This is a genomic window from Flavobacterium sp. KACC 22763 (assembly GCF_028736155.1).
Classification (GTDB): Bacteria; Bacteroidota; Bacteroidia; order Flavobacteriales; family Flavobacteriaceae; genus Flavobacterium.
This window is the reverse complement of the sequence record NZ_CP117879.1, coordinates 4,547,796-4,571,834: the sequence shown is the minus strand read 5'-3', so window position 1 is coordinate 4,571,834 and position 24,039 is coordinate 4,547,796. Positions and strand designations below refer to the sequence as shown.

The following is a 24,039-nucleotide window of genomic DNA, read 5'->3' as shown; positions in this document are numbered from 1 at the left end:
GAACAAAGGATCTCACAAGAAGCTTCGAGGAGAAAACCCCCATTTTTTCTCTCGATCAGCTAGTGCGATCCCTCGTTCTTCAGTACGACAGACAGGGTTATTTTCCTGTTTCTATATATAGCAAAGCGCGTTCCAAAACTTCGTCTTTGCCTTGCTGAATACCTAAAATTGTTGGTTTTATTTCAATATCGGGTACAATTCCTACACGTTGTGTTTCTCTACCATCTGGGTAATAAACTCCAATTCCTGAAAAGCCCGTATGAAATCCATTAAAATCAAATTCAAACACATTACCATCTGCTCCAGCGGTCTGGCTTCCTATTATTGTGGTATTTCCAGCTGTTTGGAAACACATCGCTGTCCATTCTGACTGGCTTATAGAATTCTCATCCAATAATACAATCACTTTTCCTTTATAATGGTCTTTATTCTCAAACCCTGCATTTCTTCCCTCCGTCCAATAGTATTTTCCTGGATAGTTTAAATAGGGATAAGTATAAATCACAAATTTCTCTTCGTTAGCATTTAGAAAGTCTGAAATTACTTTATAAGTGCCTTGCGGATAATTCCTTATATCAAAAACAATTGCTTTTGTATTTTTTAAAGCTTCAACCATATCTGGAATGTTTTTGGGCTTTATAACTCCCATATTGACATAGCCAATATTATTGTCGAAAAGTTTAAACTTATCTTTCTTTTTCTGAGCTCCCTTTTTATACTCATTTCGATGTGAATCATGATAATTAAACCAAGTCATTGACTTTGTTTCGTATTTCCCATCTTTCAAAAATTCTACTTTTACCTTTTCAGATTCGCTTAACAAGATTGCACCAACAACTTTATCCAGAAAAGAAACTTCGTTTGAAGCAGCAATCATTTCCCTTTTCTCTTCAATAATTTCCTTGATGCTCTTATCATTTATTTTAGTAATCACTGTCCCAATTTTAATGCCATCTGCCTCAGCAAGACTGTCTCCTAAAATCTCTGTGATTACAAGTTTTTCTTCTATTATTTTGCCCGTTGCTGGAAAAAAATAAAAGTTCTTTTTTTCTGTTGCTGCAGACGGATATATATGAAATTCAACATGGCTATCATCTAGTTTTGCCGCTGTTTTTCTTAATACTTTAAAAAAATCTTCTGGAGTGTTAGATTGAACAACAGAAGGAATCACTTCATTTAAAGCTTCGTCCCATTTCTGGTCCATTATATATTTGTACGGAAAATAATACTCTACGACATTCCAGTATGCATACAGCATTAAAAGCTTTGCGTTTTTGTCTGTGTAATCTAGATTAAAATAATTCTTTAAGTTTTTAAAACCGTCAAAACTTGGTCCAAATTCCTCATCACTCTGAAACCTATTTTCTTCAATAAATTTTAATTTCTTCGAAAGCTTTTTTGAAAACAGTTTATTATTAAACCAGCTTAAATCGAAATTCTTATCAAAAAATTTGACGTCCTTTGGCGCAACAATCGGCGCTATTTCTTTTACTGGTCCCAAATCATCTATCCAGTTTTCTAAAATTAGTGAAAACTCTTCTTTCGTTTGGGCTTTTTCAATTTTTGGCAATTTTTCTAAAAGCTGATTATCCCAATTCAATTCTCCACTGGCAATTTTCGGATGATAATATTTTAAGAATCCCCAAACTTTGCAAGTAGCTGCCAGTTTTTCTGTCTGCGTAATCTTATTCAAACCAAAAATGGTCTGAGTGAAAACAAGAATAAAAATCAGTGCAACTTTTTTCATTTGGTTTTGGGTTAACTTAAATTGTTTTTGGAACAAGTTCTTGTAAAAAGAAAATCGAATTTAGAACTAAAATTCCAAATTCGATTGAGGTTTCCCGTAAACGGATAAAATTTTTCTTAATAATTAAGATTTTTATTCCAATTCTTCTAAAAGTTGTTCTACTTCGTCATAATCTTCATAATCTTGCGAAATGGTCTGTAAAATAGCTTTACAATCATCGTACTTTCCTTGTTTTAGTTTAGACAAAGCCAGATTCCATTTTGCTTTTTCTTTATAAACAGAATTCCCTGCTTCCAATTCTTTGAAAATATTTTCTGCTTTTACGTATTTGCCAACTTGCAATAAGGATACCGCATAGAAATATTTAATCTCTTCTGAATTGTTTTCTTTCAGAATCATTTCAAAAATCGGAATAGCCGTTTCATATCTTCTTCCATTAAAATTATTCTCAGCTTGTTTTAAAATAGCTTCAGACACGCCTCTTTCTGTAAAATAAGCGCTTTCTGGATGGTTGTAATCTTCAAAATTTGGATAATGTTTATAATCAAAGAAAAACAATCCGAACATAATAATTACCGATGCTGCCGCTGCAAAATACCACGGTTTAAGCGAAACTACTTTGTTTTGTTTCTTATGGAAATATTTATCTGAAATTCTAGTCAGGTTTTCTTTAAAGATTTCTCTCTCCTGTTCCTGTCCAAATTTATTTTCCAGTTGAAAATGCATTTCTTTAAAACTTTCAAATTCCGAAGCCAGTTCAGTATCTTCAGACAATTGTTTCTCAAAATTGTGTTTTTCATCAACGGTCAGTTCGCCTTGAAGATATTGGTCAAATAATATATAGCGTTCTTCGTTCATGATTAATTGTTTTTTAAAGAGTTAAAAATTTTCGCTTCTTGAATCCACTGCGTCAACTGGCCCACGCACAAAGACTTCTTTTTGCGTACATAGCCGTAGGTCACATTGAGTTTCTCGGCCACTTCTTCCATCGATTTTAAAGAAAAACTAAGTTTTAAAACTTCTTGGCATTTCTCTCCTAGTTTCTGGAACATGGTTTCAAAAAGTTTCTGTTTTTCATCAAATTCTTCGGCTTGTGCAACCAATTCGTGAGCAGATTCATTAATAGATACCACATTCTCATAAATTGTTACCCCTTTATTGGCAGAATTTTTCAACTCGTTCAGCCATCGTCTTTTGCACAATAAGAAAAAATAGGCATCAAACGGACAGGTTAAAAAAAGTTTACCGGCTTTCGCCTGATTAAAAAGCAGAATCATGATTTCCTGAACCACGTCCTGCGCCTGATCTTTATCTCCAGAGTTATTGGTGATAAACTGAACTACTTTGGGCGCAAATTTTTTATATATCATTTCGATAATCACTGAATCGTTTGCAGCAAGTCCGTCGATATATTTTTGATCAGGATGAATTTTATTTTGATCCATAAAAAAACATTTTACAGCTAATTTAAAAAAAAGAATCCTAAAAACTTTTAAAATAAGAGGTAACAATATTACAATCAATTGTATATAACAAAACAAAAGTCTTTTAAAAACCTTTAAAAAATTAAAAGAAATGAAAAGTTATCAGTTTATAGATAAAAAAACCTAGATCAGTTTTACGAAATAATCGCAGCCAAAACGCGCAATGGTTTTGTAATTACAGAACAAAATGAGAAGCTGCCCTATGTGGTTTTGTCTAAAGAAAAGAAAACCATAAATCATGCTTTACATTTATTTCTCAGCATTATCACTTTTGGCTTTTGGACGATTGTCTGGATTTATCTTATTCTAAAATTCTCGCGCGAAAAAGACATTTTAGTCGCTGTAGACGAAGACGGAAATCTGTTTGAAGACAAATGCATTTCTGTTTAAAACAAAAAAATAGGTAACAAATTTTCTGCTTAGTTGATATAGCGATATACAAACCTCTTAAAAAAATTAGAAAAGAAGGGTAACAAAACAAAAACCGAATTGATATAACATTAAAATTAATTAACCAAATCTGAAAATCACCTGAAAAATTTCAGAACAGATTTATAAAAACTAGAAAATTATGAAAACAAATTTTAAAAAAATCGGACTTTTAATACTAGCAATGACCACGTTTGCAAGCTGCGACAATAGTGACGGAGAAGATATCAAACTCTCGCCTCCTACTTCGGGTGCATTTAAAAGCATTAACGAAAAAGGAGTAAAAAGAAACACGCAAAATTTTACTATGACCGCAGGAAATGGCGTTGTGACCTTAACTTCGGCAAAGGGTGTAAAGCTTTCCATTAACGGAGATTGCTTAACCAAAAACGGAAATCCGGTAACAGGACAAGTTGATATCGAATACATTGAACTTTTTGATAAAGGAAATATGTTGGTTACCAATAAACCAACTATGGGAATTACAGCAGACGGAAAGAAAAATCTTTTGATCTCTGGAGGAGAATTCTTCATCAAAGCAACTCAGGGGGGAGTCGAGTTAAAAACTTCGTGCACTATGAACATGATTGTTCCAACAGCATTGACAAATGGTTTGGATAACTTAATGACTTTATGGACTGGAGTTATTGATGAAGATGGCGAATTGGCTTGGAGAGAAGCAAAAGCAAATGCTGACGGAACCGGTGGAAAAGGTGGCGTGCAAGGCGAAGGAAACAATTATTATGTCACATTTGGCAACTTCGGATGGACCAACGTAGACCGTTTTTATAGCGATCCAAGACCAAAAACTACTATTTTGGTTGATGTACCAGAAGGATACAATAATACAAATAGTGCAGTTTATCTTTCTTATGACGGAGAAGGCACAAACGCTCTAGCCAAACTGGACACGTTTACTGCTGAAGGATTGTTTAGCGAGCATTACGGACAAATTCCGATTGGATTAGCTTGCCATATCATTTTTGCAACTGAGGATAATGGCAGCTGGCGCTATGCTATAAAAGGAGTGACCATTTCTGCAAATTCAGTTTACAACTTTACTTTAGCTGAAACAACAGTCGGTACCGAAGCTCAACTGGTTGCTGCAATTAATGCCATACAGTAACTTCTAAATGCTTTTTTTGAGAAAAAGTGGTGATTTGCTCATCACTTTTTTTTACATTTAATCTTGTTTGAGATTTCATTCAGAAATTTTTAAACCTCAAAACTAACTAGTTATGAAACCACAACTGTCTATTTTCTTTATTCTATTTTCTATTTTTTCAATAGGACAAACCAAAGTGAAAGACACCATAACACGAAGAGCCAATATAGGTTTTATTCAAAACGGAAATCAGGTTAGTTTTAAACCTGAAACACCACCTTTGATTCCGATTGCAGGTGCGCCCAAGCCGAGCTATTCTTATTTATGGGAATTGGGAGACGGGCATTACAGCAAAGAAGCCGAACCTAAACATGTTTATAAAAACAAAGGAACTTACACTACAAGGCTTGCTGTAACCAATAATTATGATAACGGAAAACCTCCTGCAACTCGCCCGAAAAAAGTGGCTGTAAACGATATTACAGATACCAATTATAAAGACATTGCTTCTATTGCTGACCAAAACGGTTTTGCGATTATTAAAAACTGTGATCCAATTCCAGAGCAGGAAATGGTAGTTGTAGTAAGTTATCAAAATCTTGAAAATTATGTTTCTAGTGGAAAGCTTTATTTGTTTTACAATGAAAAGCAATTCAAACACAATAATTTCGAATTAGGCGATTTCAGAACGTATGCGGGCGAACGTGAAGTAAAAGAAAATCTGGTTGCTACAACTGATGATCTTAACGATTCGAATACTTTTTTGGCTTCCGCCGAAGGGAATTTCAAAACCAAAAAATATAGAAATACCACAACAGAAGAAGATTTGGATGCTTCGCTTTCAGATGCCCATAAAATCTATCACAATGTTTCTATTTTAGAATTTGATGATTCGAATCCAGGAGAAACGCGAAATGTTTTTTACACTTTCAAAACGACTCCCGAAATGATTAAGGATACGAGCGCAACGGTTACCATGAGAGGAATTTTTGTCCCAAATAGAAGTTATAAAAACCATAAAGTGAAAAATCTGGAAATGGAAATTGTGACTTCTCACGATCCAAACAAAATGGGTTCTAACGGAAGTTTTATGAATTACAGATTAGTGCGTTTTAAAAGAGTAAATTTTAAAACCCGTTTTCAGAATAATGGTGAAGGTCCAGCGAGAAAAATTCGTTTAGAAACCGACATTCCTGATATGTTTGATAAAAAGACTTTTCAGATTGAAAGCATGTATCCCGAATGTCCAATTTGTCCAAAAGGCGAAGAACCAACCGTAAGCTGTCTCGATACGATCATCAAACAGAAACAGATTATTTTTACTTTTAAAAACATTTATCTTCCTGGAAGCGAACAGAAAAATGTTCATGAAAAAGATTCTACAAAAGGTTTTGTAAAATACTCGATGAAGTTTGGCGAAGATTTTCATAAAGTAAAAACCAAAAGCCGAACTGCGATTATTTTTGATAAAAACGAACCTATAATTACCAATTATGCCACTACTCGATTCTTGCCCGGAATTTCGATTGGTGCAAAAGCGGGTTATAATTTTTATTCTGATTTAGATAAATCGACGAGCTATTTTGTTGGTGCTACGCTTTCGCCCTTTAAATCATATCGTTTTTATTGGCAAGTGGAATGGGAAAATGCTTTAAACAAGTACGATAGTGAAGTAAATATCTCCGAAGAATTTAATACAAATGCCAACGGAACCAGACAATTGGTTCGCACCACAACTGCCACCGAAAATAAAAATGTTAATTGGGAAGTGCCTGTTTTAATTCGATACAACATCAACAACTACATTGGAGTTGGAGCGGGAATTCAGGCGAATGTAAATGTTTATTCAGAACAAAATCAGACAATCACAGTCGATACTTTTGAAGGTGATAAAGAGAACTTTTTAATCAGCTCTAACACGAGTTCCAATACGATCAAAAACAATTTCTCGGGTTTTAAAACTGGGCTTTTATTTGATTTGACAGCTGGTTTTGCCAGAATCGGACCAAGTTTGGGCGCGCGTTATGTAATTAATTTTGAACAGAATTTTAATTATTTTCAGGTTTATGGAATTTGGAAGTTTTAGAGGTTATACCACAGAGATGCGCAAAGGCTGCACAGAGATACACAAAGTCTTTTTCTTTTGCGAATCTCTGCGAAAAAATCTTTGTGTTTCTCTGCGATATAAAAAAAGCTTAATATGAACTCACATCACTTATATGTTTTTATCCTTCTTTTCCTGAGTCTGAATATTTTTGGACAAAATCAGGAAGATAAAATCTATAATGCTGTTGATAGTTTTACCGCAAATCCTTCCGCGGAAGCGTTACAGAATTTAAGAAACATAGAAAGTGATTTTTGGAAAAGTGCAAAGCCTAAAACGAGAGATGAGCTATTGGCAATTGTCATTTTAAACTGCAATAAAGCGTATTATGAAAATCAGTTTGGACAGAATTTGGATGCCGTAAAAAGCTACGAAAAAGCTTGGATGATTTATCAGAAAAACAAACTGAAAAATTATGATATAATTGAATTCTGCCTCAAACCTTTAGGTAATTTATATACTGTTTTGGGTGATTATGAAAATGCTGAAAACACTATAAAACAATATTATTTTATTGCCAGTCAGCAGAAAAATAAGAGTCAAAAAACGGCCGCAATTCTAAATCTTTCAAATGTTTATCAAAATACGGGTAACGTTTATAAAGCGATAGATTTAATTGAAAAGACAATTCAGACCGAAAAACTTTCTAATAAAGAAAAAGGGCTTTTGCTGAATAATTTAGGAACAAACTATGTTTTATCTTCTAAAAAATTGGAAGCAGAAACTTCCTTTTTAAAAGCGGTTTCTCTTTTAAAAAATTACAAATCGCAAACTGAAACTTTAGCAAATGCATATCGAAATCTGGCACAGTTGAAAGTAAATGAAAATGATTTTGCAAAAGCATCTGAATACTTCGAAAAAGCCAAAACTGAATTCAATAAAACTCCTAACAGAGAACCTAGAAAAATAGGACAGTTTTACTTTGAAGCGGCTTTTATTGCTTTTAGCGAAGGAAAATTAGCGGAAGCACAAGAAAATATCGCATTAATATTCAAAACGCTTCTTCCATCCTTTTCGAATTCCAAAAACAGACTGCCAAATCAGAATTCGCTTTATGCGGAAACTGTTTTATTAGATGCTTTAGATTTGCAGGCTTTGATTTTTTTAGCTGAAAATCAACCTAAAAATGCACTGAAAAGCTTTGGGCTTTCCTTTAAAATTGAAGAAATGATTCAGTCGCTTTTGGTTTATGAAAATTCTAAAATTATAACGCAGGTCAGAAACCGAAATCGTACTGAAAAAAGCATCGAAATCTATCTTTCTCTTTATGAAAAAGAGAGAAAAATGAGTTATCTGGAAAGTGCTTTTCTACTTTCGGAACAAACAAAATCTGTGGTTTTAAAGAATCATTTAAAAAACTTAGAAACAATTTCAAGAGAAGAAAAACTAATTTTACAGCAATTGCAAAATTGGAATACTACAATTTTAAAAGAACAGCAAAAACTGGAATTGGCTGATATTTCGAAAATCAATGAGGCGGTTAAAAAGCAGAATGAATTGATGCTGCTTTTGAAAACAAAACAAAGTAAAACGGATTCAAAAAAGAGTTCTAGCTTTAATCTTTCTGGACTTTACACCAAATTAGAAAAAGACAATGCTATAGTAATAGAATACTTTTTTGGAGCTCACTGCATTTATAATTTTACTCTGGAAAACAAAAAAATTGCGCTGTATAAAATTGAAACTGAAAAGAATGCTTTTCCAGAATTACTTTCTTTTATCGAACTTTTTAAAGATCCTTCGGTTATAGCAAATAATCCGAAAAAATATAATTTGCTGGGAAATGAGGTTTATAAAAAACTTCAAATTCCTAATGAACAAAAGCATAAAAACTTAATCATAATTCCAGACGGCATTCTATCTTTTCTGCCTTTTGAAGCATTAATAAATGAAACATCCAATACTTCAAATTTTACAAAAATGCATTATCTGCTCGATAAATTTGATGTTGCTTACAATAACTCAGCTGAATTATATCTTAATACTAACGCGCTTTCAAACAATAAAAAGAGCATTTTAGGAGTCTTTCCAATTTTTGCAAAAACCAATTACGAACTTCCTTTTTCAAAAAATGAATTGCAATCGATACAACATAATTTTAAAGGACAGTTTTTTGAAAATGAAAATGCCAGTTTTTCAAACTTTAAGAATAATTCAATTGGAAAATCAATTATTCACCTAAGCACACACGCCTCTTCAGGCGATTTTGAAATTCCAGCCAGCATTAAATTTTATGATCAGGAAGTCTTATTTTCTGAATTGTACAATTTAAAACTGAACCCTGATTTAGTGGTTCTAAGTGCCTGCGAAACCGGAATTGGAAAATTATATAAAGGCGAAGGCGCTATGAGTGTTGCTAGAGGTTTTCAGTTTGCAGGAGCGCAGAATCTTTTGTTTTCTTTGTGGAATGTCAACGACTATACGACTTCAGTCTTTATGGATTATTTTTATAAAGATCTTAATCATAATTCTTCTTTTGTAAAGGCAACCGCAAATGCAAAAAGAGAATTTTTAAAAGATGAAAATATTCCAAATGCAAAAAAATCACCTTATTACTGGAGTGCTTTTGTATATTACGGCACTCTCGAAAAACCTGAAAAGGAAACCAATTATATCTTATATATCATTAGTTTTTTGGCGGTAATTGGCTTATTTTTGGGTTTCAATCATTACAGAAATGGAAAATCTTCACGAAATTCTCAAAATAGAGAAGTACAAAAAAATAAAGTTTAAAATAACCAAAACACAGCATTTACAGATAAAAGCCAAGATTAATGGCGTTTCTGGTAATTTCATTTTAGATACAGGCGCATCAAACACTTGCGTGGGTTTTGAGTCTATTGAACGTTTTGAACTTTCTGCAAAAAATTCTAAAACAAAAGCTTCAGGAGCGGGAGGTACTGGAATGACAACTCAGATTTCATCTAAAAACAAATTGCAATTGGGAAGCTGGAAAAATAAAGATTTTAATATCGTAATTTTTGACCTTTCACACGTAAATGAAGCTTTAGAATCTTTCAAAGCCAAACCTGTTCACGGCATTATAGGCGCCGATGTTCTATTGGAAGGAAAAGCAATTATTGATTATTTTAACCATTATTTGTATTTAAAGTAGGACTATAAAAAAACGCATTTTTTTACGGGAAACCATAATTTTAACAATATTTGTATTATAATATTCAAAGGCTAGGTTTTTTATTATATTTGTTGCGCTATTTTAACAAATCTATACTTATGAAAAAAACTCTACTTTGTTTTCTTTTTTTATTGCCAACTTTAATTTTTGCTCAGATTAGCCCTCTTTCGGGATGTCAAACATATCCTATATTTAATTTAACGACTCGAAATGCTGAATTAATCGGTAACTTAAATCCTAACGAAACTACAGTAAGTTACCATTTAAGTCTTAATGACGCTAATACTAATACAAGTCCAATTCCAGATCCAACAGCTTTTGTATCGCCTCAATCGCAAACAGTTTATGCGAGAATAAACAATAAAGGTACTATTACAACAAATTTCTTTCAATTAATCTTCTATCCTACTGAGCAGATTGTGGCTTTAACAATAAATCCTGACTGTAATGAACCTCGAACAAGAATTCAATTAGTTTCAGTTCTGCCAGGCGCGAGTCAAATTTTTAGCTATTCGTTAGATTATGGACAGACATATCTTGCTAACAGGCAATTTTATCTAGAGCCTGGCGATTACACTATTCTAATAAAAGATTCTTATAATTGTAAAACTGATACGCCAGTTTTTGTTCAGGTTAAACCTTATATACCTTTAAAAGCAAATGCAGTTGTAACAGAAGGCATTAACTGTGGCGACAAAGATATTGTTACAATTACAGGAACTGGAGGAACATCTGTTTATACTTACTCTTTTGACGGCATTAATTACTCCAATTCAAATACATCAAGCGAATTAAAAGCAGGAACTCATACTGTATACGTAAAAGATCAAATGGGATGTACTGCTTCAACAACAGTTACGGTCAATCAATACAAATCTACTTTATCTTCTATTGCTGTTGCAACCAATGCTACTTGTAATAATAAAGGTTCTATTACAATTATAACACAAGGAGGAAAATCACCATATCAATACTCCATAAATGGTTCTCCTTACACAACTAATCAAACATCTAACCTTACTTTAACCAACTTAGATGCAGGAAATTATACTATAACAACAAAAGATGCTACAAACTGTACGTTTACGCAAACCATTGTTATAATACAATATAACCCAATATCTGTTGAATTAATAGCCAAAAATGCAAGCTGTGCATCATCAGCTGACGGAGAAATTGAAGCAAATGCAACTGGCGGTATTCTTTCATACAAATATCAACTTAGAAATGCCGTTGGAACTCAACTCACAAACCTACAATCGTCTAATATTTTTAAAAATTTAAGTGTTGGAGATTATACTGTTGATGTTACTGATGCTGTAAACTGCACTATTAGATCATTAGTAGTACATATAAGTGAGCCTGATCCAATAGTTGCAAGTGCAAATATTGAAAATCAAACCATAACTGTAAATGCAGTTGGAGGAACGGGAAAATATCTCTATTCTTTAGATCTTCCCGAACGTGTGACTAATAATATCTTTACTAATGTAAGTTTTGGAAATCATGAAATTTATGTTATCGATGAAAATGGTTGTTACACCATGTTATATTTAACAGTTAATCCACCAGCACCCGTAATAGATGGTAAAAAAGAAATGATCTTAGAATTTAAATCTGGGCAAACTTTAGGCGATCTTGTTATTGAAGGTCAAAACATTAAATGGTACAGTAGACCAGGAACTTCTCCAACTGGAAAAACAAGTAAAACTGCGATAGAACCCTCTTTACCATTGTCTACGGTTTTGGTTGATGGCGTAACGTATTATGCCTCGCAAACTATAAACGGAATCGAGAGTAAAGAACGTCTTGCTGTAACAGCTAAACTAAATGGCACACTCTCTACTCCTGATTTTGATTTGACTGACTTTCAGTTTTACCCAAATCCTGTAAAAAATATTCTATCAATCAAAAACAAAACAGCTATTGAAGACATTCAGATTTTCTCCATTTCAGGCCAATCTATTTTATTTCAAAAAGTAAATAATACGCATAGTGAAATTGATTTAAGTAATCTCACAAAAGGAATGTACATTCTAAATATAAAATCTGATGGAAAAGAAAAAGCAATGAAATTTATTAAAGAATAAAACTTCATCACAAAAAAGCCTTCATATTAAATTATGAAGGCTTTTTTTGTATTCTAAAATTTATCTCTTACTATTCAATTTCTGCTTTAGGAGTGGCATGCTTTTTCAATGAAAAATAAGCCACAACTGTACTCAACAACATTAAAACTCCTCCTAAAATAAAAGGTGCTCCTGCAAATTTAAAAGGCGCATCGTCATGAGTGAAAAAGTAAAATGTATTGGCCATCATTGGCGGACCAATAATTGAAGAAGCACTCATCAAACTCGTTAAAGTTCCCTGAATTTCTCCTTGTTCACTTGGCGCTACTTTACTTGCCACAACAGATTGCAACGCTGGACCAGCAATTCCGCCAAGGCAATATGGAATTAAAAACACAAACATCATCCAGCTTTCTGTTGCAAAAGCAAACAATAGCATTCCGATGGTATATAAAGCTAAACCAATATAAATGCTTTTCTCATTTCCAATTTTCGGATTGATGTATCGAACTAATCCTCCTTGTACAACTCCAACCAATAAACCGATTATTCCTAACGAAATTCCGATCATTCTTTCGTCCCAATTGAATTGATAAATGGTGAAGAAACTCCAGTTGCTTTGCACGGCATGAGAACCTACATAAAGTAAAAAGATAGCAACAATTAACCCGATTAATGTTGGGTGTTTTCTTAATCCTAAAATAGCTCCAATTGGGTTGGCACGTTTCCAATCGAATTCTCTTCTGTTTTCTTTTTTTAATGATTCTGGTAAAATGAAAAATCCGTAAAGGAAGTTCAGCATACACAAAACTGCTGCTGCATAAAAAGGAACTCGAGATCCATATTGCCCTAAAAGTCCACCAATAACGGGTCCGATGATGAATCCTAATCCAAAAGCGGCGCCTACTAAACCGAAGTTTTTTGCTCTATTTTCGGCAGTACTAACGTCGGCAATATAAGCTGAGGCTGTTGTAATACTAGCACCTGTTACTCCAGCAATAATTCTTCCGATAAAAAGCCAAATAATGGTTGGCGAAAATGCCAATAAAAGATAATCTAAAGAAAATCCGAAAAGGGAGATCAAGATGATTGGTCTTCTTCCGAATTTATCACTCATATTTCCAATTACAGGAGCAAATACAAACTGGGTTATCGCATACGCGAAAGTTAGCCAGCCACCAATTTTTGCTGCTTCGCTGATGTCTCCATGAATCAATTCTTCGATTAATTTTGGTATTACAGGAATAATAATTCCCCATCCTGTAATGTCTATTAACATGGTAATAAAAATAAAACCAATTGCTGCTGACTTGTCTTTTTGTAGCATAATAATTTTTGTAAGGTGATGCAAATAAACAGATTTTTCAATTAACAATAAAAAAATCCCAAATCTCAACACTTAAATTCCAAAGTTCAAATTCCAAATTCCAATTGAAAGTGCTTTTTTTTTCACGCAGATTTAAAAAAGATTTAAGCAGATAAACGCAGATTTTTAATCTGATTTGCTAAAATCTGTAAAATCTGCGTGAAATAATTTTAAAGAATCAATAAAAAAATCCCAAATTCCTAATTGAAGGAACTTGGGATTTTTCATATTTTAGATTACTATAAATATTTCTTTAAAACTGCTTCTTTCAATTTTGGTATTTCAGCAATTTCTTTCTCTAAAGATTTAATTTTTTCTTCTATTTTTTCTATTTCTAAAACTATTTTTTTCTGTTCTAGAATAGATGGAAGTGGAATCTTGAAGTCTTCCAATTGTTGTTTAGTAATCGCTTCTCTTGAAGTTGCACCATCTCCAATTTCCAATAATTGATTTTTATATAATTCAGAAATTAAAATCGTTTGGACATATTTTGGCAAAGATTTTTCATTTACTCGAATAATTGAAACATGCTGATTTACCCTTGCAGGTAAATATTTTTCAGGCACAATACAACATCTGCAAATTGATGCTCCAGTAATATTGAATAAAACATCATTTTTTTCAACTGTTACACCTTTTAGTTTTTCAGCTTGTATTTCATCGATATAAGCCAACCCTTTTTCATAAAATTCATTATCATAAACATTTTGACTACGAATTAATGAAATTCCACTTTGTTTATAAGAACCTTCTCCTCCCAGTGGAGTTGCTCCACTTCCTATTTTGGAGGTAATGTTTGATAATGAAATTAATTCTCCTGAAACTTTAGAAACAACATTTTTAATATTTGCTTTTTGTTTTTCTATTTCATCTTTTACTTTCTCTTCTTTTATTTCTAAAGCTTCAATTTCTAAAATAATTTTTTTCTGAACATCTATTGGCGGAAGTGGAATCTTTAATGAATTAAAAGTTTCAATTTCAAGATTTTTTTGCGCTACACCTTGTCCACATGAATAAATCATTTCTTGGTTCAAAAATAAATATTGATTTAGATATTCTTGATTTAAAATAGTCGAGTTAATTGTGTTTAAAGTTAAACCGGAATCATTTAAAAAAAACTTTCCTTGAATATATCTGACACATTTTGGAGACATCCCAAATCTTGAGATGATAAAAACATTTTCTCTATTAAAATTATCCGATTTAAAAGTTTCGCCACCGCCACCATATACAGGATAAATATGTCCTTGCTCTGATTTTTTAACTATCCTAGTTCCATAATCAATAACAGAAATTTCTCCAAGTTTTTTTAAATCCCATTTACTTTCAATTTCATTTTTTTTTTTAATCGAAAGCGAAATGTTTTTTTCAAATTCCACTCGATCAAAAGTTAACATATCAATTAAATTATGACGAGAAACATTTTTTTCTATAACATTACTAATAGAAAAATCAAAATCACCATGAAATGCTTTGTAAATATAAGTACTTGCCTTTTCAGGATTATCAAAAACTTCTGCATCAAAAAGTTGAGTACATTCTTCTATATGTTTACCTCTTTGTATAGGGTGTATACCCTCACTTCCTCTTCTGTTAGAGAATTCATAACCTAAGAAACGTTTTTCTGCATCTTTTTCGCCACTCTTTACTAAAACCACCTTCTGAGGATAAGCAATTACAAAATAGTATAATTTATCCGCTTCTTTTTCTAAAAGTAAATTCCAAAATTCTTTATCGTTTTTGGCTTTTAGTTTCTTTTTATACTCTATATAAATTTCGTGTGTTTCAATTGCTTTATTTGGTTCCTTTTTCAATAAAGAAATATAATCTTCAAAAGAAATTCCTTCCCAAACATGGTTTATATATTTAGCAACTGGTTTTTCAATTCCATTTAATGTAACATCTTGTAAAACTGAGAAAAACTTTTCTACTCCAATTTTAATATTAGCACTTTCGTAATTATTTCTTCTTCTTAAAAATAAAGTTACAGTATTGGTTCCTGTTGCCATAAAAGTATTAGAACCTAATTCAGCTATTCCAACAATATCAAAATATTGCAAAATAATTTCACGGGATTTAGAGTAAATACCAGTATTGCTTAAAATAGAACTTGGCAAAATAATTCCAGCCACACCCCCATCTTTTAACAATTGTTTTGTACGCTCAATAAACAAACATTCAATTTCAGAACTGCTATCTGTTAGTTTATTATAAAGTTCAAAATCATTGTCTTTATAAAATGATCTTGCAGCATTTTTAAAAGCTGAAACTGAATATGGCGGGTTTGATACAATTATATCGAATTGTTTGTTTTCTTGCGGGAAATCTTTGTCTTTATGTAATAATTTACCTTTATAATCAGGATGGGAGAAATTTGCTAAACCATCCGAATGAATAACATTTGCTAAACCATCACCATGCAAATAACATCCTACTTTTCCAACTTTTACTAAACGATAATCTTTTTCAATTCCGTAAACATATTGTATTGCCCAAGCAAAATGATCATCTTTCCAGTTTCTTATTTTCTTTGCAATGCTAGGGTTATATTTTTTATCATCTTCTTGATCAATTAAACGTTGCATTTCATGCATTGTTTCTGTCAAAAAGTGGCCACTTCCTGCTGCATAGTCCATTACATATGGCAAAAGCGTATCATTATCAATTTTTGCAGAATTTAATTTATTACGCAAAATAGTATCTATTGGTAAACTTTTAATAACAAATTGAGCAACGGGAACTGGTGTAAAAAACTGTCCTGATTCTTGTTTTAAACCTGTAGTTAAAAGTAATTCAAAGAAATCTGAAAGATATTGCTGTTTCTTGGTATAGCGGAGCTTATATTTTTGTAAAAGTTCAACAATCTCTTTTACAACAACAGCATTTTCATTAAAAGACTGTTCGTCATAAACGTCTTTTATTGCAAACTCATTGTTTTTTTCTAATCGAATTTTTCGAAACTCTTCGATAATTGGATTTCTTTGTTCCTCTGTTAAAGTTGGAAATTTATTTTTGAATTCTGTCTCAGAAAAGTCCGTTACCACCTTTTCTAAAAATTCATGCATCCCATTCTTATATAAATCCGTAAGTCTTAATTGAAAAGTTCTATGAGTATCTACACCTTCCAACCATTGAAATCCAAGTTCATTATCTGTCCCTTCATTGGTTTTTTCATCGTAAATTTTACAAAGGAATAATGTGAAAATCCTATTAAAAGCATTTCCTTTATCAGAAACTACATTATGACGTAAAATTTCCAGAAAACGATTAAAAATAAAACTGCTGTCTTCTTGGCGAATTTCTTCAAGATCATTAATCGTTAAAGCTTTACTTTCAAAATTATAAGGATTAACCCAATTATCAAAAACACCATTGTCTTTGGTCAGTTTATTCCATTTTTCATAAAAATCTTTTACATCACCAGTTCTGTAATCGTCTTCTATTTTTACTATTTCACTTTTAGAAACAATATCGTTTCCTTTTAACTCTGATGCATAAAGCATGATAATATCAGCTTTATTACTAAATTTAAAATAAGTAAAAAGCTGGCCACCATCTTTTTTGATTCTGTTAAATTCTTTATCGAATTCTTTTCCGTAAGTCTTACATTCAATTAAAAGATATTCTGAACCATCTTCACGAGTCACACAAATATCTAATCGTCCAGAAAATCCATGCCCTGCAGGATATACTTTCTCTAATGAAATATTTTCAGGTTTATATCCTTTTTCTAAAAGTCTATTTACACATTCAAGAACAACCCAGTCTTCGGGCTTACAAATATTCTGAATATCTTTTCCTTGAATTTTAATTTTCCCTCCAAAATTAAATGTCAATTTTTCAAAATCAACTTCAATAGAATATCCATCGGAATATTTTTTAATAAAAATCCCTGACGCATTTTCTTTTGCTTGAAAACCAATGTTTTGTATTAATTTTTTAGTAGGCATTTAATAAATTTTGAGTTATTTAAATTCAATTATGAAAAATTAAATTTGTAAGTAATGTATTATATTGCTAATAATTACAAAAATATAATAAAAAGAAATCAATTTTCCATTATAAGAAAAATATTTTAAACCAATATACTAACAATAAAAAAATCCCAAATTCCAATTTAAAGGAACTTGGGATTTTTATGGTGAAATTCCGAATTCGGGCTCGGAATTTCACTATCAAAAATTAAAACTATTAATGAGTATGTTTCGGATTAAAACCATCTTCACTTAATTCTGTTGGTGTATAATCAGCATGCATTTCTGCTTCGTAGTCGATTTTTTCACCTTTAGAGAATTTTCTAATGATTTTCTCCATAATATCATAGATAACAGGAACCACAATTAACGTAAGGAATAATGAAGAAATCAAACCTCCAATAATTACCCATGCCAATCCGTTTTTCCATTCTGCTCCTGCTCCAGATGCTAATGCAATTGGGAACATACCAAATACCATCGCAATTGTTGTCATCAAGATCGGACGTAAACGTGCATGGTTTGCTTGAATCAAGGCATTTCTGATAGATTCCCCAGCTGCCCTACGCTGATTGGTATAATCGACAAGCATGATCGCATTCTTACACACCAGACCAATCAACATGATCACCCCTAAGATGGTAAAGATATTCAATGTATTGTTTGTTAATGCCAGTGCAAATAAAACTCCAATGAACGAAAGTGGGATAGCAAATAATACGACAAACGGGTGAACGAAACTGTCATATAATCCAACCATTACAAGGTAAACCAAAATAATAGCGGCTAATAATGCGATTCCTAAAGTACCAAATCCTTCTGATTGGTTCTCTTGGTCACCACCCCAGATGTAATTAACTCCTGTTGGTTTTTGCAATTTATCTAATTTTGCTTGCCATTGCTGAACGATTGTTCCTGCTGGAACCCCAACGTTCTGACCTTGTACGGTTACAGAAGCTGTTTTATCTCTACGCTCTAGTTTACTTGGTCCTGAACCTTCTGTAATTGTTGCGAATTGGTTTAATTTAATTTGCTGGCCTGCATTGTTGATGAAAATCAAATTACTAACGTCTGTGATGTTTTTTCTATCAAATTCGTTGTATTTAATGTTGATGTCATACTCGTATTCACCAGCTCTAAATTTACCATCCGTATTACCACTATAAGCTGTCTGCATGGTCAAACCAACTGTTTGAAGTGTTAATCCTAACGCAGCCATTTTATCTCTGTCAACCTGAACGTTGATCTCAGGGTTTCCGTCCTCAACTGTTAATTTAATCTCAGTTGTTCCAGGAATAGTACGCAATTCTGCTTCGGCAAGTTTAGCAAATTTCATGGCGCTTTCTACGTTCGGACCTGTTACGATCAAACCTAAAGTTGCATCCTCAGCAGTACCTAAGATACCTACAGGAACTGTTTTTACTTTTGCACCAACTAAAACTTTTTCCAGTTTACGTTTCACTTTTGCAGCGTATACATTGGCATCATCTGTACGATCTTTTTGATCGATCATTTTAACGTCAATCTCCGCTTTGTACGCAGTTGCCTGAGCCGCTCCTAAACCTTCACTGGTTTGACCAACTGTAGTAATTTGACTGAAAACATATTTCTCTCCTTTTAAGAAAGCTTCTGCTTTTTGCGTCATAAAGTTAGTTTGCTCTAACGAAGCATCTTTTGGCATCTCGATTTGCACTAAGAACTCACCACTATCAGATGATGCGAAGAACTCTCCTCCAATATATCCACCTCCCATTAACCAGAAGATTGTACCAAAAAACATTACAAGGATAACTCCCATTGTTTTAATGTAGTGATCTAAACACCAGTTAAGCAAGTTTGATACCCAGTTTGTAAAACGAGTCAAATAGCTTTCGAAACCAAGAATGATTTTTCCGAAAAGATTTTTACCTTCAATATGCTCTAGTTTTCCAAAACGAGAAGATAACCACGGAATAATGGTAAACGAAGCCAACAACGAGAACATTGTAGAAATAATTACCGTAACACAGAACTGTGTAATAATGTTCGATACTAATCCTGTACTCATCGCAATCGGTAAGAACACCACCACAATTACTAATGTAATCGAAGTTACTGTTGCACCAATTTCGGCAGTTCCATCATAAGCGGCACGAATTCGGCTTTTACCCATCTCCATGTGTCGATAAATATTCTCTAGTACCACAATCGCGTCATCCACAAGAATACCAACCACAAGAGATAAACCAAGTAAAGACATTAAGTTAAGCGTGTAACCTAACAAATAAATTCCAATAAATGTTGCAATCAAAGATGCTGGAATAGATACCATTACGATTAATGAGTTTCTAATACTGTGCAAGAAGAACAACATTACGAATGCTACCAGAATAACCGCAATTAATAAATCGTGTACAACAGAATCTGCTGCTTCAAGAGTAAAGACAGTACTGTCTTTTGCTACTTCTAATTTTAATTGAGCCGATTTATAATCGCTCTCTAATGTTTTAATTGTTTTAATCAACTGCTCACTTACCGCTACGGCATTGGCATCTGATTGTTTTACAATTTGAAGTACAATAGCACTTTTTTGATCTACACGCGCAATTTTCTCTGCGATTTTTTGTGTATCCTGAACATCTGCAATTTCTCCTAAACGAATTTGAATTCCGTTTTGAGAAGAAACCACTAAGTTTCTTAATTCGTCAACATTTTTATATTTACCCGCTAAACGAATTAAGATTTTTTGGTTACGAGTTTGAATATTACCTGTTGGGAAATCTAAGTTTGAACTCAAGATTGTCTGCTGAACTTGCGGAACAGAAAGTCCGTAACCTTGCATTTTTACTGCATCAAGGTTTACTTGAATCTCACGCTCTTGACCACCAATAATGTTTACCTGAGCAACCCCTTGTACACGAGATAAAACTGGAGCAATCTTTTTATCGATCAAATCGTAAAACGCTGCTTCGTCCATTTTTCCATTTGCACCAAGCGTCATAATTGGTAAATCACTCAAAGAGAATTTAGTCAATGACGGCGGATCTGCATCATCTGGCAAGTCACTCAAAATCGCATTGATTTTACGTTGAGCATCATTCATCGAAATATCAACATTTGCGTTTGACGTCAATGTGATCGATACAATCGAAAGACTCTCATAAGATTTCGAATCGATTTTTTTGATATTTTCAAGAGACGCAATCGCATCTTCAATTTTCTTTGTCACTGTATTTTCAACCTCACTTGGAGAAGCTCCAGGATATACAGTTGAAACCGTAATTACGTTGGTTTCGAATTTTGGGATCAGCTCGTAGCCTAATTGGCTGTAACTGAACAATCCACCTAGTGTCAGAATTGTAAACAAAACAATTACCAACGACGGACGTTTTATGGATATTTCGGCTAATTTCATATATTTTGTTTTAGGCTGTAGGCTATACGCTGTAGGCTTTAGGCTTTTTTGAAAGGCTTAAAGCTTATGGCTTACGGCTTAAAGCGGTACAATTATTTAATAATTTCTACTGTATTTCCGTCTTGTAAGTTGATTTGACCCGTAACAATTACAGTTTCTCCGTCATTTAAACCATTGATGATTTCAACTTTATCTCCTAAAATTCTTCCTGCTACTACTTTTCTTAATTTAGCAACACCGTTTTCTACAACAAAAATCTCGTTACTGCTCACGCTACCAACAAATGCATTTCTAGGAACCACTTTCAAGTTTTGTTTTTGGCTCTTAGCACCAAAGTTTGCCGTTCCGTACATACCTGCTTTTAAGTCGTTATTAGCATTGTTTGTAATTTCAATTTCTACAGGGAAATTTAAAGACGCATCTGCTTTTGCAGCGATGAAAGTAATTTTTCCGCTAAATGATTTATCAGGATAAACACTTGCTGTAATGTCTACAGTTTGTCCTAATTTTAAACTAGCAACTTGAGTTTCGTTTACTGTAACTGTCAATTTTAATTTAGAAACATTTACAATATCAAATAAAGCAGTTGCAGGCATTCCAGCTAAAATAGATCCTGGTTCGATATATTTTTTATTGATGTATCCATTAATTGGCGCTTTTACTCTTGTATCTCCAACATTGATTTTTGCTTGAGTATAGTTAGATTGAGCATTAGTTAAAGCTAATTTTGCTTGATCTAATTGCTGTTTTGTAACACCGCCTGTTTTGAAAGCATTTTCATATCTAACATAATCAGATTTTGCGTTTTGATATGCTGCTTCAGCTGCTTGAGCATTTACATTGATAACATCACCTCTTACTGTTAAAAGAGTTTGACCTACTCTTACATAGTCACCTTCTTTAACTAAAACACTAATTACTTTTCCAGATTTTTCAGCAGAGAAAGTCAATTCTTGAATTGGTGCGAAGTTTCCGTTTGCAGTAAAACCTAAGTTAACATCTTCTGTTTTTACTGTAGCCACTTTTACAGAAACTGCTGCGTTTTTTTCTGCTACAATGGCAGTTTTCGCTTCGTTTTCTGCTTTGTTCTTATTTAAAATGTAGCTAACTCCAAAAAAAGCTACAATTATGATTACGACTGTTATAATTATTTTCTTCATTGTAATAATTTGTTATTTAGTAAGAGATTTAAGTTCGCCTTTCGATTTGATTAGAGATATTTCGGCAATTTTATAATTTAAAACTGCTCTTGTAAAATTATTTTGAGCTTCAAGTGATGCGTTTTCTGCATCAAGCAAATCGGTTAAAGATGCTAAACCTTGAAGGTAATTGTTTTTGGTATTTCCTAAGATTTCTAACGCCAAACGCATATTTTCTCTCTGATTTTCAATAGTCACAAGATTATTATTAATCTGAGCCATTGCATTTCTATAATCTAAATCAAGAGAAAGTTTTGTGTCTTTAATGTCTTCTTGCAACTCTCTGATTTGAACATCTGCCTGTCGTACTTTTGCACGAGTTCCGAAACCTGTAAAGATTGGCACGTGTAAGTTTAAAGCAACAGCTGAGAAATCTGACCAGTAAACTCCTTTTTCTGGTTTTGCAAACCAAGGCATTTCAGGTCCTTGTCCGATGTAATTGTAACCTGCAGACAATGAAAGTGTAGGATAATAACCTGCTTCAACCGCTTTTTTATTGAATACTAAAAGTTCTTCTTGTTTCTTCAAAAGCAAATATTCTGTTCTATTTTCAATATTTGGCTCTTGTGTTAAAGCAGCTGGCACAACTTCAAATTCTTCTTTTGGCATAACGATTTGAGTTTCGATAGGCATACCCATATAAAACTTTAATGCATTTTCCTGTAATTCGATCTGATTTTTAACCTGTTGACGATCTGTATCAATGTTAGACATTTTTACGATAATACGGTCTAAGTCAATTTTTTTAGCTAAACCATTATTAAACTGCCCTTGAACAATATCACGAACTTTTTCTGTATTTACATAGTTACTATCTAATAGAATAAGTCTTTCTTTTTGTACATAAACTGAATAATAGTTATTTGCAACTCGTTCAATAACTTGCTCTTCTGTCAATTGATCATTTATCTGATAAAACTCACGAGTCGTTTTTGCAGCTCTCAAACCCGTAAAAACAGATTGATCAAATAATGCCTGAGTTAAAGAAAGCCCTGCAGTTGAAGTCCATTTCTGTCCAAATGCTGCCTGAATTGTAGTTCCTGGCTGCCCAAAACCTGCACCATCGATAACTGTAGTCTGAATTACCGGATTATACGTTAAACTTCCGTTTGCACTAATTTGTGGCAAAGCTCTCGAACGTATTTCCTGAATCTGATACTCACTATTCTCTACCTGAAGCTTTGCTTTTTTAGCATCGGCTTTATTTTGAAGCGCATAATTGACCGCGTCTTTCAGGGTTAAAGTGGTTTGTGCGTTGGCAGTCAAGCCAATGGTGCACAAAAATATAAGAAGGATTCTTTTCATAAGTAGTTAAATATTTATTTTTTAAATTTTGAGATAGTATCGCCATTTTCCATCCTCACTCAGAATAATGACGATTGAATATATTTAGATGAATTAATTATTTATTCTTTTTAGCTGCTTTTCTAATTCTTCTACTCCTTTTAAAGTTGCCATTGCGCGAGTATGATATTCTAATGCTTCCAGCTCAATTCTTTGTGCTTCGCTTTCAGAAACGGTGTTTTCGTTTATATGAAAAACTAGCGTATAATAAAACTTGACATAAACCTCTATATTCAAATCGCTTCTGTAAAGACCTTCACGAATTCCCTTTTCAATATTTTCTCTAAACATCTGTGTACATTGATCAATTTCAAATGAAAGAATATTTTGATAAATCTCAGGGTAATGCTTTTTGAGTTGATAAATTGGAGAAGTATCAATGTTATTTTTAAACATGTCGCGGAACATTTCTCTAATCTCAAAATTTTCATGAATAGCATTAAAATTCTTTGCAATAATGGTATCCATGATTTCGTGTACCTGGCCATGAACCAGCGAAGTGCTCTCCTCAATTAAGACTTCTTTATTGCAGAAATACTTGTAAATCGTTTTTTTCGAAATACACATTTCGCCTGCAATATCGTCCATTGTAACACTCTTAAAACCAAGCTTTAAAAACAACTCGCTTGCTTTTGCTATAATCTTCTCTTTCATTTTAAATTCTCGATTGCATCACAAATATACTTTG

General features: G+C 32.9%; 14 protein-coding genes. 5 read left to right on the top strand and 9 right to left on the bottom strand.

Translation table 11 applies throughout. The annotated features are described in order from the left end of the window. Positions 1 to 97 precede the first annotated feature (97 nt). From PQ463_RS19195 to PQ463_RS19185, 3 genes are all read right to left on the bottom strand, one after another. Complete coding sequence (locus tag PQ463_RS19195; protein WP_274255047.1) at positions 98 to 1,747, bottom strand: S41 family peptidase; 1,650 nt, start codon at positions 1,745 to 1,747, stop codon at positions 98 to 100. A 132-nt stretch (positions 1,748 to 1,879) separates the two neighbouring features. Beyond that, on the bottom strand, positions 1,880 to 2,605 hold the full coding sequence (locus PQ463_RS19190; RefSeq protein ID WP_274255046.1) for a tetratricopeptide repeat protein: 726 nt from the start codon (positions 2,603 to 2,605) through the stop codon (positions 1,880 to 1,882). A 2-nt stretch (positions 2,606 to 2,607) separates the two neighbouring features. Continuing rightward, the gene (locus tag PQ463_RS19185) at positions 2,608 to 3,192 is read right to left on the bottom strand and encodes an RNA polymerase sigma factor (protein ID WP_274255045.1); all 585 of its coding nucleotides are present in this window, start codon (positions 3,190 to 3,192) and stop codon (positions 2,608 to 2,610) included. Between the two features lie 610 nt (positions 3,193 to 3,802). Between PQ463_RS19185 and PQ463_RS19180 the strand changes: the two genes are divergently transcribed. The 5 genes from PQ463_RS19180 to PQ463_RS19160 all read left to right on the top strand — a co-directional run bounded on the left by PQ463_RS19180 (position 3,803) and on the right by PQ463_RS19160 (position 12,095). Further along, entirely contained in the window at positions 3,803 to 4,786 is a 984-nt protein-coding gene (locus PQ463_RS19180) for a hypothetical protein (protein WP_274255044.1), read from the top strand. 112 nt (positions 4,787 to 4,898) lie between these two features. Next, complete coding sequence (locus PQ463_RS19175; RefSeq protein ID WP_274255043.1) at positions 4,899 to 6,851, top strand: PKD domain-containing protein; 1,953 nt, start codon at positions 4,899 to 4,901, stop codon at positions 6,849 to 6,851. A 114-nt stretch (positions 6,852 to 6,965) separates the two neighbouring features. Continuing rightward, complete coding sequence (locus PQ463_RS19170; protein ID WP_274255042.1) at positions 6,966 to 9,602, top strand: CHAT domain-containing protein; 2,637 nt, start codon at positions 6,966 to 6,968, stop codon at positions 9,600 to 9,602. Beyond that, positions 9,547 to 9,984 (top strand): retropepsin-like aspartic protease, encoded by a 438-nt coding sequence (locus tag PQ463_RS19165; protein ID WP_274255041.1) that lies wholly within the window; start codon positions 9,547 to 9,549, stop codon positions 9,982 to 9,984. Before PQ463_RS19170 ends, PQ463_RS19165 begins: the two co-directional genes overlap by 56 nt. 119 nt (positions 9,985 to 10,103) lie before the next feature. Next, positions 10,104 to 12,095 (top strand): T9SS type A sorting domain-containing protein, encoded by a 1,992-nt coding sequence (locus tag PQ463_RS19160; protein WP_274255039.1) that lies wholly within the window; start codon positions 10,104 to 10,106, stop codon positions 12,093 to 12,095. A 70-nt stretch (positions 12,096 to 12,165) separates the two neighbouring features. Here the strand turns inward: PQ463_RS19160 and PQ463_RS19155 are convergent, their stop codons facing one another. From PQ463_RS19155 to PQ463_RS19130, 6 genes are all read right to left on the bottom strand, one after another. Further along, positions 12,166 to 13,401: a TCR/Tet family MFS transporter gene (locus PQ463_RS19155; RefSeq protein WP_274255038.1), complete on the bottom strand. Its 1,236-nt coding sequence runs from the start codon at positions 13,399 to 13,401 to the stop codon at positions 12,166 to 12,168. Between the two features lie 278 nt (positions 13,402 to 13,679). Further along, entirely contained in the window at positions 13,680 to 17,390 is a 3,711-nt protein-coding gene (locus PQ463_RS19150) for an N-6 DNA methylase (protein ID WP_274255037.1), read from the bottom strand. Positions 17,391 to 17,631: 241 nt separating this feature from the next. After that, the gene (locus PQ463_RS19145; protein ID WP_111378936.1) at positions 17,632 to 20,808 is read right to left on the bottom strand and encodes an efflux RND transporter permease subunit; all 3,177 of its coding nucleotides are present in this window, start codon (positions 20,806 to 20,808) and stop codon (positions 17,632 to 17,634) included. A 92-nt stretch (positions 20,809 to 20,900) separates the two neighbouring features. Next, positions 20,901 to 21,968, bottom strand: coding sequence for an efflux RND transporter periplasmic adaptor subunit (locus tag PQ463_RS19140; protein ID WP_274255036.1), 1,068 nt, complete (start codon positions 21,966 to 21,968; stop codon positions 20,901 to 20,903). A gap of 12 nt (positions 21,969 to 21,980) precedes the next feature. Continuing rightward, positions 21,981 to 23,312, bottom strand: a complete 1,332-nt coding sequence (locus PQ463_RS19135; RefSeq protein WP_274255035.1) for a TolC family protein — start codon at positions 23,310 to 23,312, stop codon at positions 21,981 to 21,983. Between the two features lie 93 nt (positions 23,313 to 23,405). Next, positions 23,406 to 24,005: a TetR/AcrR family transcriptional regulator gene (locus tag PQ463_RS19130; protein ID WP_111378933.1), complete on the bottom strand. Its 600-nt coding sequence runs from the start codon at positions 24,003 to 24,005 to the stop codon at positions 23,406 to 23,408. Positions 24,006 to 24,039: the final 34 nt, after the last annotated feature.

Coding starts and splice junctions, on each gene's coding strand:
- PQ463_RS19185 (WP_274255045.1), bottom strand. CDS start 3,192: ATGGATCAAAATAAAATTCATCCTGATCAAAAATATATCGACGGACTT.
- PQ463_RS19165 (WP_274255041.1), top strand. CDS start 9,547: ATGGAAAATCTTCACGAAATTCTCAAAATAGAGAAGTACAAAAAAATA.
- PQ463_RS19170 (WP_274255042.1), top strand. CDS start 6,966: ATGAACTCACATCACTTATATGTTTTTATCCTTCTTTTCCTGAGTCTG.
- PQ463_RS19155 (WP_274255038.1), bottom strand. CDS start 13,401: ATGCTACAAAAAGACAAGTCAGCAGCAATTGGTTTTATTTTTATTACC.
- PQ463_RS19135 (WP_274255035.1), bottom strand. CDS start 23,312: ATGAAAAGAATCCTTCTTATATTTTTGTGCACCATTGGCTTGACTGCC.
- PQ463_RS19160 (WP_274255039.1), top strand. CDS start 10,104: ATGAAAAAAACTCTACTTTGTTTTCTTTTTTTATTGCCAACTTTAATT.
- PQ463_RS19195 (WP_274255047.1), bottom strand. CDS start 1,747: ATGAAAAAAGTTGCACTGATTTTTATTCTTGTTTTCACTCAGACCATT.
- PQ463_RS19190 (WP_274255046.1), bottom strand. CDS start 2,605: ATGAACGAAGAACGCTATATATTATTTGACCAATATCTTCAAGGCGAA.
- PQ463_RS19140 (WP_274255036.1), bottom strand. CDS start 21,968: ATGAAGAAAATAATTATAACAGTCGTAATCATAATTGTAGCTTTTTTT.
- PQ463_RS19175 (WP_274255043.1), top strand. CDS start 4,899: ATGAAACCACAACTGTCTATTTTCTTTATTCTATTTTCTATTTTTTCA.
- PQ463_RS19145 (WP_111378936.1), bottom strand. CDS start 20,808: ATGAAATTAGCCGAAATATCCATAAAACGTCCGTCGTTGGTAATTGTT.
- PQ463_RS19130 (WP_111378933.1), bottom strand. CDS start 24,005: ATGAAAGAGAAGATTATAGCAAAAGCAAGCGAGTTGTTTTTAAAGCTT.
- PQ463_RS19180 (WP_274255044.1), top strand. CDS start 3,803: ATGAAAACAAATTTTAAAAAAATCGGACTTTTAATACTAGCAATGACC.
- PQ463_RS19150 (WP_274255037.1), bottom strand. CDS start 17,390: ATGCCTACTAAAAAATTAATACAAAACATTGGTTTTCAAGCAAAAGAA.